Consider the following 14,858-nt stretch of genomic DNA (forward strand, 5'->3'; position numbering starts at 1 on the left):
AATTGGCGCTTGATAAAATATTTCCTATCGAAAAAGTAGGAGGTAAAGCGGGAGATGAACTATCAATGTAAGGTAAGAGTTGAGATGCTCTCTTTGGAGACATTGAACTGCTGCGTAGCAAAGGTCTTACCGCGGTATTCAGTTTCCCCTTCATAGACTACAGTTAATACGCCATCTGATAACATAAATGGACTATTGAGCCATACCAAATCCACCTCAGAGCGCTGAGTCTCAGCATAAATGCTATGGGAGTTAACTCGAGCAATCATAGATTTCTGTCCATTATTACTGTTTGACCAGTACGCAAGCACATTGCCAAAGGTTGATTTTCCACCACTCTTATTCAGTACAACAGAAATTTTTCCTCGATGGCTTTCAGGGGAGTATTCAAACGAGTATTCAGAGATGTTGACGGCGCTAGTTTCTTTGCCTTCACGAATCATAACTGGCATTGAATAACTCATACGAACATTCAATGATAGCGACATTGCATTGTTCGTATCCTCTTGTCTTTTCGGGTTCGGTAAAGCTTTAAACAACAAATGAGAGCGATACTCACCGTTCTCTAAGTCTTTTGGCTTTCTTACAGCTATTTTAACGATTTGTTTTTCGCCTGGTTTTAGGCTCACTTGTTTTGGACTAAACCTAAGCATATCACTAGCAACTGGAAACTGGCTCAATTCTTCAGCAGTTAAATCTGCATATCCCCCTGAGGTCAGAGCTTTTTTTTGTTCCCAACCCAGTCGATAAGTCATAGTTTTGCTCCCTGAGTTGATCAACACTATCTGTTTAGATCTAGCTCTTTCATCAAACACAACTCTGGTGGGTGAAATCATTAAATCTGCCTGCACATGAGAAATAAACAGCATACACAGAATTAACCCAAATATTAGTGAACGTAAACTTATCATGTTTTCCCTCGTGCATTTTGTGCTAAAAATTAATAATTAATGGTAAAAATCAGCGGTAAATCGTATTTCGTGTCTAGATATCGACCTCCATTACCCGATGATTCAATTGTGGCTCCAACTAACAGATCTGCCTCACCATTTGAATCTGTAATCACTGAATCTGGTAGCTCAATGTTAGTCAAAGTGAATCGCTCTGTTTCACCCACAAAGACCGTCGATTGTTGTGGTAAGGCGGCATTTATAAAGAGACGGGTATGGGCAGGGAACTCTACTAACTTGAACTCGCCTGGTTGACCTGGCTGAATTACGTGAATGTGGTTAGTCGAGTACGTACGGTAATTAGTGGAGATAGTTAACTGACTGACCGAGGAGTTATTCGGAATAGCAAAAGTACCAAAAGAAAGCGCTACGTTAACTTCCATCGCTGCATGAGTCTTAGACGCTCCCCAAAAATAAAATATCATGGAAAAAACAAGTACGGTAAATTTCATACAAAAGGATAATAGGTGTGCGAAACTAACACACCTATATACTCAGTTAAGTTAATATTGAACGGTAATATCGTAATCACCTGAATATGCTAAATCAGTATAGGTGTCAGTCGTGCTAGGAACTGTCGTCAAAGTAGCCCCTAGGGTAAATGTCGCATCCCCAGAACCATCAACTTGAAAAGTGCCACTTGAACTTGTAAGAGTTATATCACCGGGCGTACCTGAAGTTTTATATGCTTCAAAACCATTCAGAACAAATGTAGCTACGCCTGTGGGACTTCCTGCTGCAGCTAGTGTCACGGCCCCATCAGCTGGAACGGTTAAGGTCAATGTTGAAAACCCAGAAACTCCCGAAACAGTATACTCTGCTGGAGCTCCTTCGATCAGTGACTGCAATACAGCAGCATTGGCAGTGCCATTGGTCGCTACTGAGCTTTCTGATGGATCAGCAGGGCGTCGCAAAGTGGCCGTTACGGGACTTGATGCAGCGTCATCATTCTGAGCTCGAAATGTTCCAAAATCCAAATCTGTGTCATTAGTCAATGTAAATGAATTTTGCACCGTACCAGACGCCGTCGTTGTAACAGTTTCTTGCGCTTGAGCTGCACTTACCAATAAAAGCGATGCTGCTAATCCGGCAGCTATTTTGTTCATTTTTGTCATAGTGGTTCCCTATCTCTGTATAAACGTAAAGTAATAGCGCCAAAATAAACACGCTTGTTTACTAAGGGCTAACTCATTTATCGGTGGGATTAGCTTTTTATTGAGTAAATAATACAACTTTTCTCTAAAAATCGTAAATTAACTTGTAAACCGAACCAATCAACCGCTTAAAGATCAACCAATTAACACCCATTATTTAATTTTTATTCAGTTACGGCTGTATCTGACGCAAAAGGCCTTTAGGCACGAAAGTACTGGCGGCGGCAATTACGCTGTTGTCCTTTACGGAAACCACGCGACTGTTTATTTTAACTCCTCGATGAGTAGCGACTAAGGTGCCGGTTAGCACATAATCCATTTCTGATTGCCCGTTCAATTTTTGCCCATCACGAGACAATGCTAAATCGCCCATGGAGGATACATCGATATATTTAGTTAGCTTAAAGTCCACTACATTAACACCGTATCTGGGCAATTCTGTGGCCAACGCCTCGGCAAATTGATTACCTAAACTGCTTGAGCTACGCAAGGTTTCATCAAAATCAACGAAACTCGCCACCCCCACACTTGCCCCTTCTAATGCGATGAACTTTGCAAGTTTACCGGCTAACTGCTGTGCATAATCCGCCAGATCAACTTTACTATTAGCGAAAATACCACCATTTCTCGTAATATAAGTAGACCCAGTCGCTAAGTTACTCGTCTCAGTATCGTTCGGATTATCATCACTTTGCTGTTGCACATTATCATTGAGCTTGTTGTAGCGCACCGTTCTGGCGAGTTTTTGAAGCTCATTCATCAATTGCGTTAACTCTTCTGGTGAGTCAGCTAATGACGCTAACGGGTTCAATGGTGGGTTTTGATTTGTGCTAACACTTTGCTTAGGGGCCATCTCTGAGTTCGTTGGCGCGATCATTTTTTTATTTGGGTCATTGACTGCAATACCTTTACCGTTACTTTGGCTTTCGGCGTACTGCGGTTGTCCTAACATATATTGCTCTAATGACGGTGACGAGCCGATAACCGATAGATTACTTAGTGCGTCAATCAGAAATGCTAAGTCTTCTTCGTTTTTAACCAATCTTTGCAGCGCAGGCTTTTGTGTTTCCCATTCTATTTTTTGTTGTTCAAGCATGCTTTTCAACTCAAGATATTGCGGGTCGCTTATATCTACTACGACTTCCTCTTGACGATTGAGCATTGAACACCCTGTTAGCCACACTAGCAGTGCATAGAGACTAACGTGCTTAAATATAGGGCGAGATAAACGAGCAAAAAACTGATTGAGTTGACTCACAATACACACCTAAAAATCTGATTAATTAACATAATAATTACCGCCGCTGATGAGACATGACTTAGCCTTGGTTTTATCTAACTTTTTTCACTTGCTTTGAATTTAAGACTGATGCCAGAATTACCATGGCTTCGGTGCAATGCATTCACCACGCTAGCAGGGATAAAGCCTTGAGCACTTGATAGTACTTTTTTAGTGTTAATCGATATCATACGTGCATTCACTATTACCCCGTCTTGATGTTTAACCATAGTCCCGCCCATAACGTACTGTACCGGCATATCAGGGTTTAATTCTTCGTAGTCTCGACTGAAGTTGAAATCGCCGGATGGAGTAACACGAATATAGTCTGAACTTTTAAAATCCAACACATTTAACCCAAACTGATGCAGCTCATGCATAAAGCTTTCAGATAGTTGATTGCCTAATAAATCGGTTTCGTCAAAATTACCATCTAAGTAAACGAAGCTCGTCACACCGATCTCCATACTGCTATCGGGTGTATCCATATTGGCAATCAATTCTTGCATGATTCCCTGAACGTAGTGATTTACATCACCGACTTCAACGCGCTTGTAAATATCAGAGATACGTTGATTATTAAAGCGGCTGCCTTGGTACATATTCTGTTCAACTGGGGCGGCAGCAGGCATTTCTGCTTCTGCCTCGTCACTCGAGAACATGCTTGAACACGATGTGCTGAATAAGCAAATTAGCGGCACGGTGAAAAGTTTTGTAGCTTTCATGATTAAACTCACTTTTATAATGACGAGCGATAAAGCTTGTTATGTTTCATTTGGATTTGATTGGCGTTCAATCCAATCACGCTATTCGGTATATTGTCAGACACAGCCGCTATGACTGTCCCCTCGCGCAGATCCAGTAATCGGGCATTGATCGTTGTTGTTTGATTGCCTTGCAATAGTGTTCCTACGACCATGTATCGCACATCGATGTCTTTACTGATATCCGCACTATCGCGGCTGAGTAGCTTTTCATAATCTTTGAATAATTGGACTTGATTGGCAGCCCGGATTTCAACCACGTTGAAACCACGCTGAGTGGAGACAGCAAGCATGCTTTCCTGCAATTGTAGCCCAAGCATATTAAGTGAATGATTAGCCTTTGAAAGCGCAAGTGTCTCAAGTTCGGTAAAACTGACTACTGCCAAATTGCCGTATTCGATAGGCGCGAGACTAGCAAACAAATTATTTGCCAGTCTCTCGGTGTGCATTAATAAAGGTTCTTCGGCCACTACCTGCCTAACTTCGGCATCTTCTTGCCACGAAGGTAGATGGGAACACCCCATTAAAGAAAGTAATAAAAGGCTTAATAAAATCTTCAAAATATTTGCTCCGCTTTCGGCGCTCATTACCCTTTAGGAATACTTCTAGCACCGCTTAATCATGGTCAAAGCGTCAATAAACGGCGCCTAAACTCTCTATATGGAAGGATTCAGCAAATTTCAGGCCAAAAAAAATCCGGTGAGATTAACCTCAACGGATTTTATCAATCTACACACCTTTATTCAGGGTGCTTAAGCCACGCTTTTAAACGCCAGCGATACCATTTTCGTTAACCGTAAACAGGAAACTCGCCGCAAAGGGCCAGTACTTCACCTTTAACGCGTTCGATGACTGATTCGTCTTCGATATTGTCGATAACATCACAGATCCACGTCGCGACTTGTTTCGCTTGAGCTTCTTTGAAGCCGCGGCGGGTAATCGCGGGGGAACCGATACGTAAACCACTGGTGACAAACGGTGAACGTGGGTCGTTTGGTACTGAGTTTTTGTTTACAGTGATATTTGCGCGGCCTAGAGCAGCGTCAGCATCTTTACCTGTTATGTCTTTCGCAATCAAATCAAGTAAGAACAAATGGTTCTCAGTGCCGCCAGATACGATGTTATAACCGCGTTCTTGCATTACGCTGACCATTGCTTTGGCGTTAAGTAATACCTGCTGTTGGTATTCTTTAAAGTCAGGCTGTAGGGCTTCTTTAAACGCCACTGCTTTAGCCGCGATAACGTGGCATAACGGGCCGCCTTGATTACCGGGGAAAACTGAACTGTTTAATTTTTTATAAATGGTTTCATCGCCACAAGCTGACAAAATCAAACCACCACGAGGACCCGCTAGGGTTTTATGGGTAGTCGTGGTGACAACGTGGGCATGAGGCAGTGGGTTTGGATACAAACCAGCCGCGACTAAACCAGCAACGTGTGCCATATCAACCAATAAGAATGCGCCCACTTTGTCAGCGATTTCACGGAAACGCTGCCAATCAACAATACCAGAGTACGCTGAGAAACCAGCAATAACCATTTTAGGCTTATGTTCTAAGGCTAATGCTTCAACCGCGTCATAGTCGATTTTACCCGTTTGCTCATCAATACCATATTGTACTGCGTGATAGGTTTTACCTGAAAAGCTAACGTGGGCGCCGTGCGTTAGGTGACCACCGTGAGCCAGACTCATACCTAATACGGTATCGCCCGCTTCAAGCAAGGCCATAAAGACCGCTGAGTTGGCTTGTGAGCCTGAATGAGGTTGTACGTTGGCGTAATCAGAACCAAAGAGTTGATTTGCCCGTGCGATGGCTAAGTCTTCAGCAACATCGACGTATTCGCAGCCGCCGTAGTAACGTTTGTGCGGATAGCCTTCAGCGTATTTATTGGTTAACTGTGAACCTTGGGCTTCAAGCACCCGGGGACTACAGTAGTTTTCAGAGGCGATCAGCTCAATGTGATCTTCTTGGCGCTGGGTTTCTTGCGCGATAGCTTGACTCAACTCGGGATCAAAATCGGCAATATTCATGTCACGTGATAACATCAGGTCTCCTCAGGGGCGCCCGCTACACTTGCTTAATAGAACTAGCTAAACCGTTACGCTGTGGCCTATCAAGAATCAACATTCTCAACAGACACTTAACGCCATGGCTGCAAATTCCATCAAACGCAATGCTACGCTGGCTATTTAAGTGCTTAAAAGAGCGCACATTCTAGTCATTTTGTACTTTTTGTACATAGCTTTAATGCAATGTTTTATAACTGAATAATGTAAAGATAGATCACCACTTATACTGCGGTGACCATCTCGCCCTAAACACGCTCTGCGTCAGGGCTAAATTCCAAGCCAATTTGGCGGCGAATTTCGTCCATGGTTTGCATCACAGCAAGGCTGTCGTCATGGGGCATAAATTGGCTGCACACACGCTTTTTATCGACCATTTTCATGGCTTCTTCGATTTGATATTCAAAGCCATTAACACGATGAGCAAACTCAATCACTTCGTCTTGGGCACCTTCTTGTTGCAAAATAGCCTTGTTACCGTTCCAGAACATATACGGCAAAACAATGCGCCCTTTGGTGCCCATTAACGTCATGGTATTACTCGCCTGTGCAGCAATGGTGCAGGTAAACTGGGCAAAACGCCCTGACGGGTAGCGCATACTAACCACGGTATTTTCATCTACTTCACGTTTGCCAAAGTGGCTCATTGCACTTATTTCGCTTGGGTGTTCCTGCATCAAATACTGACTAAGGGTAATGCTGTACACCCCTAAATCGAGTAATGCCCCGCCCCCTAAATTAGGATCGTGCAATCTATGCCCTTCTTTGTCACCAAAGGCAAAGCCAATATCCGAACAAATATATTGCAGATCACCAATACGGTCTTCATCTAACCACAACTTTACTTGCTCAAAACACGGCATAAAACGGCTCCATAGCCCTTCTTGCAGCAGTAAGTTCTTACTTTGCGCCAGCGCAATAAGTTTTTCAGTTTGCGCAGCATTGATGGTTAACGGCTTTTCCATCAATACATGTTTGCCCGCCTCTAAACACATTTTAGCTTGTTGATAATGCAAGCTTTGCGGCGTTGCAATGTACACGGCATTTACCTTGTCATCGTTAAGCAACTCTTGATAACTGCCGTAAGCCTTGGGTTTATGATTGTTCCCCCCTGAATCATTATCAGTGGCAGTGGCATCAACTGCCGCGTTACTCACTGAGTATTTGTCAGCAAAAGCTTGTGCCTTAGCTAAATTACGACTGGCTACCGCGTATAGTTTACCCCGCGTTGACGGCACTAACGCGTCAGCGAACATATCTGCAATTGAACCTGGGCCGATAATGCCCCAATTAAACGATTTCATATTCCTCCTTTGGCACTCTTAACATAGAGTGATTACAAACTAAGTGACTGGCGCTGACGACTGCCAACGAGCAAAGTGTTGCAAGCTGATCAACGTTAGTCACGTTATAGGCCCTTTGATTAGCATTAACAGCAGTAATGCTAATTTGGCTTAAGGTCTACTGTGTGTTCATTAGATGCACGACATCGTTACTTTATTAAGGATTAGATAAGCGATACATCAATACGGCCGTTTTCTCGATGTTTTGCTTAAAGGTGGTCATGTCAGCCACTTCATTTTTGGTATGTCCCCCATCGCCCATCAAGCCCAGCCCATCTATGGCCATTTTTACATGTCCCGCGGTAAATGATATATCGGCGGCACCCGCGTTACGTGGGTTAACAGCACTGACGGGACCATACCCTAAATCGACACTGACTTGGCTGTACTGGGCCAGTAATGACTTATTACCTTTAGTTTCTTTCATCGGTGGATAGCCATCATCAAATGTGAAGGTAGCGTTGGTTTGCGCAAGATGTTGGCTAACAATGTCTTGCATAATTTTTTGTGCTGCTATTAATTGCTCTTCAGAGGCTGCTCGTAACCCTCCTTTTACCGTGGCACTTTGCGCGACAACGTTGGTCTTACCAAAGGCAGTGACTTCGTCTCCGCCCTTATTCGGTGTTACTCGCGTGCCACCCGCAATGACGCCAGGGTTAAAACTAAGAAGTGGTAAATCAGCCAACTGCAAACGAAATGCTTGTAAAATACGGGCCATTTCAAAGATGGCTCCGGTACCCACTTTCTCAGTAAAAATTTGCGATGAATGCGCCGGATTGCCTGACGTGGTTACTTGCCACGTTGCCGCGCCGCGTCTAGCGGTTACCGCTGTGCGAATATCACCGTCGGCATCTTCAAACCCAAGCGCAACATCGGCCCACTTCGCCGCATCGATCAACGCTTTTTTTGATTTTGCCAATGGACGGCCACTCGACTCTTCATCGCCAGTTAGTACCACTTTAATATTTAAGCGTTGCAGCATATTTTGCGCTTTTAATGACTTAATCGCCGCTAACATGATCACGTTTCCGCCTTTCATATCAGAAATACCAGGGCCCGCTATATGCTCACTGTTTATTTCTTTGGCACGTTGAAAATTATCGTCTTTGGCAAACACCGTATCTAAATGGCCAATCAACAGTAACTTTGTTCCTGTGGGATGGGAGCTCGACTCATAGGTCGCCACTAAATGCCCTGCCCGGTTAAATTCGCTGCCATCGACCCACTCGGTTTTAAAACCTAGGGCATCGTATTCTTGGCGCATAATATCGCCCACTTCTTTAACCCCAGCAAAATTCATTGTGCCACTGTTAATATTGACCGTTTTAATCAGCAACGCTTTAGCGCTGTCTAACTCTTGACCAGCATGTTCAACCAATGCATTTTCAACTAAGCGACTAGCCAATACTGGTTGACAAAAGAGTCCCGCACAAATAACGAAAATAGTAGATTTTTTTAACATAGCACTCTCTTTTAATGTTTTAGCTTATGAATGTTGTGGTGTTTAATACTTGTCAGTGGAGCAAATACTACGCGAGTGACGAAGGCTATGCACTTCGAATTTTGTCAATGAATGTGTGCCAATGCTCAACAGCAAAAGGCTTAACCAAAACCGAACTAATCACCTTAATATCAATTGGATACATAAACCAATTTATCCATTGAAGTCATCACCAGCGTTAAATACAAAAATAGTCTCAGCTTATGCTTTCATCGCTTATGTCCAGTGTTTACAATAGGCCAAATTTTCTGGAGTAATTTACATCATGGCGCAATACGTATATAGCATGAATCGTGTGGGCAAAATCGTGCCCCCGAACAAGTTTATTCTTAAAGACATTTCCCTGAGTTTCTTCCACGGTGCCAAAATTGGCGTATTGGGTGTAAACGGTTCAGGTAAATCAACCTTGCTCAAAATTATGGCCGGTCTCGATAAAGACATCGAAGGCGAAGCGATTCCTCAAGCAGGCTTAAAAATTGGTTACTTACCCCAAGAACCCAAACTCGATGAAAGCAAAGATGTGCGCGGTAATATCGAAGAAGCCGTGGCCGATGTAGTTCACGCGTTAAAGCGCATTGAAGAAGTCTACGCAGCTTACGCCGAAGAAGATGCCGATTTTGACGCTCTGGCCAAAGAACAAGGTGAGCTAGAAGCGATTATTCAAAGTAAAGACGGCCACAACTTAGATAATGCCCTTGAACGCGCCGCCGATGCGCTGCGTTTGCCGCCTTGGGATGCAGATGTCAGCATATTATCAGGTGGTGAGCGCCGCCGAGTAGCACTGTGTCGTTTGTTGCTTGAAAAACCCGATATGCTATTACTCGATGAACCAACTAACCACTTAGATGCAGAATCTGTTGCGTGGTTAGAGCGTTTCTTACATGACTACGAAGGCACCGTTGTGGCCATTACCCATGACCGTTATTTCTTAGACAACGTAGCAGGATGGATTTTGGAGCTTGACCGTGGCCAAGGTATTCCATGGGAAGGCAACTACTCATCTTGGTTAGAGCAAAAAGATGCCCGTTTACAACAAGAAGAGAAAACCGAAAGTGCCCGCCAAAAATCGATTAAAACCGAATTAGAGTGGGTACGTTCAAACGCCAAAGGTCGCCAATCAAAAAGTAAAGCGCGTATGGCTCGTTTTGAGGAGCTAAGCACAGGTGACTATCAAAAACGTAATGAAACCAATGAATTGTTTATTCCACCGGGTGAGCGTTTAGGTGAGCAAGTTATCGAAGTTAACCACCTTCGTAAAAGCTACGGCGATCGTTTATTGATTGACGATTTAACCTTCGCCATGCCTAAAGGCGCCATCGTCGGTATCGTTGGGCCAAATGGTGCAGGTAAATCAACCTTATTCAGAATGTTAAGTGGTGAAGAAAAGGCAGATTCTGGCGAGGTTATTGTCGGCAAAACGGTGAAACTGGCCAGCGTCGATCAATTCCGCGATCATATGGACGGCAATAACACCGTTTATAAAGAGATTTCTGACGATTCAGACATTATTCGTATCGGCAACTTTGAATTAAATAGTCGTGCGTATTGCGGCCGTTTTAACTTTAAAGGTAACGACCAGCAAAAGTTTATTAAAGACTTGTCCGGCGGCGAACGTAACCGAGTACATTTGGCCAAGTTGCTAAAAGCCGGTGGTAATGTGCTTTTACTTGATGAGCCCACCAATGACTTGGACGTAGAAACGTTGCGGGCGCTAGAAAATGCGCTACTTGAATTTCCTGGCTGTGCCATGGTTATTTCCCATGATCGCTGGTTCCTCGACCGTATCGCTACGCACATCATGGATTACCGTGATGAAGGTAAAATTAACTTTTTTGCCGGTAACTACACCGAATACTCGACTTGGCTCAAAGAAACCCAAGGCAAAGATGTGGTTGAGCCCCATCGCTTGAAGTACAAAAGGATCAGTAAATAAACTATTTAGTAGGTCACTACGTAGACCTATTTGCTACTTCAAACAGCATAGCCGTTTAGGGTCAACCTAAACGGCTTTTTTATTTTTCAACTATGCTTGAAATAACTGCAGAACCGTGCAGAATCGCCAAATATTAAGAAGGGTAATCACTCCCTCTACCAACGGATTTACACGATGCAATTTCGCACCCAGCTGCATGACGTCTGCGGATACCTTACCGGTTATGTTTGGCCTTTTGTCGCATTTGCCTTAGCCACTTTATTGACGACGTTTGTGGTTAATACATTCGCCCCCGCTGAAGCACTGTGGTTATTTTTACCCGCCATACTGATGACGTCTATCCGTCAGAAAAAAACCGCCACCAGCTTGATTGCCATTGGTGCGATATGCGTTGTCAGTTATATTTTCCGTCATCAAATCCCCTATGCCTTTATTTCTGCGTTTACATTACAGGGGCTATGGTTTTTCTCACTTAGTATGATTGTAAGCGTATTGTTTACCAAATACGCTCGGCAACAGAACGAACTAGACTCATTTCGAGGTAATCACAAAATACTCGCCGCAGAGAATAACGGCAAAGTCGTAACCGACGTATTAGAACGTTTTGCCGTATTTATGGGCGTTATGACTCCTGACGGGATCCTGCGTGAGGCTAACAAAACAGCTTTGGTATCGGCATCTTTAAAAGAAAGCGAAGTCATTGGTTTACCTTTTGAAGAAACCTATTGGTGGTCCCACGATGCCAAAGTTCAGCAATTAATTCACCGAGCAATTAACAAAGCTAAACACGGCGTGCCATCGCGATTCGACACTGTTGCCAGACTTGGTGACAATACCTTTATTGATATTGATTTTATGTTGCACCCAATTTTTGACGAACATGGCAGCGTTATTCAGCTTATACCGTCTGGCATTGATATCACTAATCGTAAACGCACAGAGCTTAATTCAGCCATGCTCACCCAGATCAGCGCTGACTTACTCAGTCTCGGTAGTTTAGATAGAATCAAAACTACCATTACAGATAGTATCGTCAAACATTTGAATTTAAGCGCTTGCGTTTTTTGTGAAACGAATCCAATTTCTGAGCAACTAACGATTACCCATCACTGGCAGAGCGATCCTGATCTGGTATCTTTTCAGGTAAATGGCGATATCCCATTTGAAGTTGCCATGTGTCAGGCAGAAAATCTCACGTTGGTGGTCAACGATGTTTTAAGTGATTCTAGATACGCTGAAGGGGATTATCAGCAGCGTAGTATAGGTGCATTTATTTGTGTGCCGATTAGTTTGGACAAAAAAAACAATTTTGTATTGGCCGTGTATCGTAGCGCACCTTATTTATGGCGTGATGATGAAATAGATCTTGTTATTGAGTTTGCCAGGCGATTTTGGGTGCGAACCGAACACTTACGGATTTTGGATACCCTACGCGCCAGTAAAACCACACTGGACATTACTTTAGAAGCTGCACAGTTAGGTGACTGGGAGTTAGATCTGACTAACGGTAGAACACGGCGTTCACTGCACCACGACCGTTGTTTTGGCTACTCAGAAGGGATACCAGATGAATTATGGGGAGTATCCGGCTTCTTTAACCATGTGCACCCAGAGGATAGGGCCGAAATTAAACGGAAATTTAATAAGTCGTTAGATGAGGGCTGCGACTTTCGCGGTGAATATAGGGTTATTTGGCCAGACAAAAGCGTACATTGGCTAGCGGTACACGCCAGCCTTTTCAGCGATGGTGAAAACAACAGTAAGCCCACGCGCGTGCTAGGGATAGTCGCTAACATCAGTGAACGAAAACGCACTGAAGCCCTACAGGCCGCGCAAACCAATGCCCTAGAATTAATGGCGCAAGAAGCGCCCTTAGACGATGTCCTTGAAACATTGGTTTTATCCTTAGAAGAGCATTCAGTCAATGGCATGATGGGCAGTATCATGTTGCTTGATGCCCATAGCCAAACCCTTAAATTTACAGTGGGTCCTAGTCTTCCTGCATCGTATATTCAATATATAGACGGCTTGCCGATTGATGCAACTCACAATGCGTTTGGCGCGACAGCGGCTAGCAAACATGAAGTATTCGTGGCGGATATCGCCAGCGACCCTTTATGGAGTGAATGTAAGGACATCGCGCTTAAGCATAATTTGCGGGCGTGTTGGTCACTACCCATTCTCTCGGGCAAAGATCTACTGGGTATTTTTGCCATGTACTATCCCACGCCGCAATCACCTGACAGAGTGGATTACGATAACCTCGACATTATCATGCGTACTGCTGAGTTGGTCATCAAACGGCATCAAAATGAACAAGTCATGCATCTAAGCGAAGAGCGCTTTCGTGCCATGGCAGATAACATTCCCCAACTCGCTTGGATGGCGAATGCCGAAGGTGAAATTGAATGGTTTAATCAACGTTTGTTGTCCTACACGGGCACTACGTTTGAGCAAAACTTGCAAGACGGCTGGAGACAGCACCACCATCCAGATCATGAAGAGGCGGTATTCGCCAAATTTGCCGCTTGCTTAGCGCAAGGTATTGACTGGGAAGACACGTTTCCGCTAAAAGGCAGCGATGGAAATTATCGTTGGTTCCTATCACGTATGAACGCTATTCACGATCAAAACGGCAAGTTGGTGCGCTTTTTCGGTACCAATACAGATGTGACCGAACAGCGGGAAATGGCTGAAAAGCTCGCAAAAATAACCGATAAATTATCCACTGCAGATAAGCGAAAAGATGAGTTTTTAGCCACCCTTGCCCATGAGTTACGGAATCCATTGGCGCCCTTACTGAATTCCATGGAGCTTATTCGTAACCTGCAGTCTGAGCCAGCTATGGTGCAATCTGCCGTTATTACAATGGAACGGCAAGTGAAGCAGATGGTGCGCTTAATAGATGACTTACTGGATATCAGCCGAATCTCGAAAGACAAATTATCTTTAAAACGTAAGCAAGTAGATCTTGGCCAAATTATTGAACACGCGGTTGAAATGGCGATGCCTTACGTTAATCGTTTAGGGCATACATTACAGGTAAATTTACCCCCGCAAACAATTTATATGAAAGCAGACCCAGCCCGCTTGGCACAGGTGTTGGGAAATTTACTGAATAACGCCTGTAAGTACACTCCCAAGCGAGGCAAAATCACCCTAAGTGTCACGCAAGATGTCGAACAGGTACGGATAAGTGTAAAAGACAACGGTTTGGGGATAACAGAGAGCATGCGCACTCAAGTATTTGATCTATTTACCCAGATTGATCATCACTTAGAGCAATCAGAAGGTGGCTTAGGCATTGGGCTGTCGCTGGTAAAACGTTTGGTAGAAATGCATGGCGGGCACGTTGAATGTCGCAGTGAAGGTCTGGGGCATGGCAGCGAATTTATCGTGTATTTACCCTGTAAACCGGTTACAACCAACCCGAAAATAGTCAGCAAAAAACCAACAAAGCTGACACCTCTTGCTGCCCTAAATGTATTGATTGTGGATGATAACCAAGACAGTGCTGACAGCATGCAAATGTTACTTGATTTGCACAACCATAAAACACGGGTGGTTTATGATGGTGAACAGGCACTAATCGCCGCCGAGGAATATAGACCTGACGCAATACTGCTCGATATAGGTCTACCCATACTCGATGGCTATCAAGTGTGTAGCGCTATACGGAAACTCGATTGGGGTAAAGACATCACGATTATCGCGCTAACAGGCTGGGGGCAGGATGATGACAGACGCAAATCTAGTGAAGCAGGTTTTAATCATCATATGGTTAAGCCAATTACCTTAAGTGCGTTGCTGGCATTATTAGCCCAAGTTACCCCTCAAACTAAATAGCTTAAGGGTAACTTGGTCAT

The 14,858-nt window shown here is 44.0% G+C and carries 11 protein-coding genes; 2 read left to right on the forward strand and 9 right to left on the reverse strand.

The window, feature by feature from the left end; translation table 11 throughout:
* Nucleotides 1-62 precede the first annotated feature (62 nt).
* From GQS54_RS10330 to GQS54_RS10370, 9 genes are all read right to left on the reverse strand, one after another.
* On the reverse strand, nucleotides 63-869 hold the full coding sequence (locus GQS54_RS10330; protein ID WP_166423911.1) for a fimbria/pilus periplasmic chaperone: 807 nt from the start codon (nucleotides 867-869) through the stop codon (nucleotides 63-65).
* Nucleotides 870-940: 71 nt separating this feature from the next.
* A complete protein-coding gene (locus GQS54_RS10335; RefSeq protein WP_205967712.1) occupies nucleotides 941-1,402 on the reverse strand; it encodes a DUF4402 domain-containing protein in 462 nt (153 codons plus the stop codon).
* Nucleotides 1,403-1,453: 51 nt separating this feature from the next.
* Nucleotides 1,454-2,065 (reverse strand): hypothetical protein, encoded by a 612-nt coding sequence (locus GQS54_RS10340; protein ID WP_166423913.1) that lies wholly within the window; start codon nucleotides 2,063-2,065, stop codon nucleotides 1,454-1,456.
* A gap of 211 nt (nucleotides 2,066-2,276) precedes the next feature.
* A complete protein-coding gene (locus tag GQS54_RS10345; protein WP_346766566.1) occupies nucleotides 2,277-3,362 on the reverse strand; it encodes a FlgO family outer membrane protein in 1,086 nt (361 codons plus the stop codon).
* A 77-nt stretch (nucleotides 3,363-3,439) separates the two neighbouring features.
* Nucleotides 3,440-4,108, reverse strand: coding sequence for a FlgO family outer membrane protein (locus tag GQS54_RS10350; protein ID WP_166423914.1), 669 nt, complete (start codon nucleotides 4,106-4,108; stop codon nucleotides 3,440-3,442).
* A gap of 14 nt (nucleotides 4,109-4,122) precedes the next feature.
* The gene (locus GQS54_RS10355) at nucleotides 4,123-4,707 is read right to left on the reverse strand and encodes a FlgO family outer membrane protein (RefSeq protein ID WP_166423915.1); all 585 of its coding nucleotides are present in this window, start codon (nucleotides 4,705-4,707) and stop codon (nucleotides 4,123-4,125) included.
* A gap of 230 nt (nucleotides 4,708-4,937) precedes the next feature.
* Entirely contained in the window at nucleotides 4,938-6,194 is a 1,257-nt protein-coding gene (glyA, locus tag GQS54_RS10360; RefSeq protein WP_158769189.1) for a serine hydroxymethyltransferase, read from the reverse strand.
* A 269-nt stretch (nucleotides 6,195-6,463) separates the two neighbouring features.
* Nucleotides 6,464-7,519, reverse strand: a complete 1,056-nt coding sequence (locus GQS54_RS10365; protein WP_166423916.1) for a Gfo/Idh/MocA family oxidoreductase — start codon at nucleotides 7,517-7,519, stop codon at nucleotides 6,464-6,466.
* A gap of 196 nt (nucleotides 7,520-7,715) precedes the next feature.
* Complete coding sequence (locus GQS54_RS10370; protein WP_166423917.1) at nucleotides 7,716-9,020, reverse strand: M20/M25/M40 family metallo-hydrolase; 1,305 nt, start codon at nucleotides 9,018-9,020, stop codon at nucleotides 7,716-7,718.
* A gap of 304 nt (nucleotides 9,021-9,324) precedes the next feature.
* On the opposite strand from GQS54_RS10370, the gene ettA reads away from it, so the two are divergent.
* Complete coding sequence (gene ettA / locus GQS54_RS10375; protein WP_158769186.1) at nucleotides 9,325-10,992, forward strand: energy-dependent translational throttle protein EttA; 1,668 nt, start codon at nucleotides 9,325-9,327, stop codon at nucleotides 10,990-10,992.
* Between the two features lie 174 nt (nucleotides 10,993-11,166).
* Nucleotides 11,167-14,838, forward strand: coding sequence for a PAS domain-containing protein (locus tag GQS54_RS10380; RefSeq protein ID WP_166423918.1), 3,672 nt, complete (start codon nucleotides 11,167-11,169; stop codon nucleotides 14,836-14,838).
* Nucleotides 14,839-14,858: the final 20 nt, after the last annotated feature.

The sequence above is a fragment of the Paraglaciecola sp. 20A4 genome (assembly GCF_011378905.1).
Taxonomy (GTDB): domain Bacteria; phylum Pseudomonadota; class Gammaproteobacteria; order Enterobacterales; family Alteromonadaceae; genus Paraglaciecola.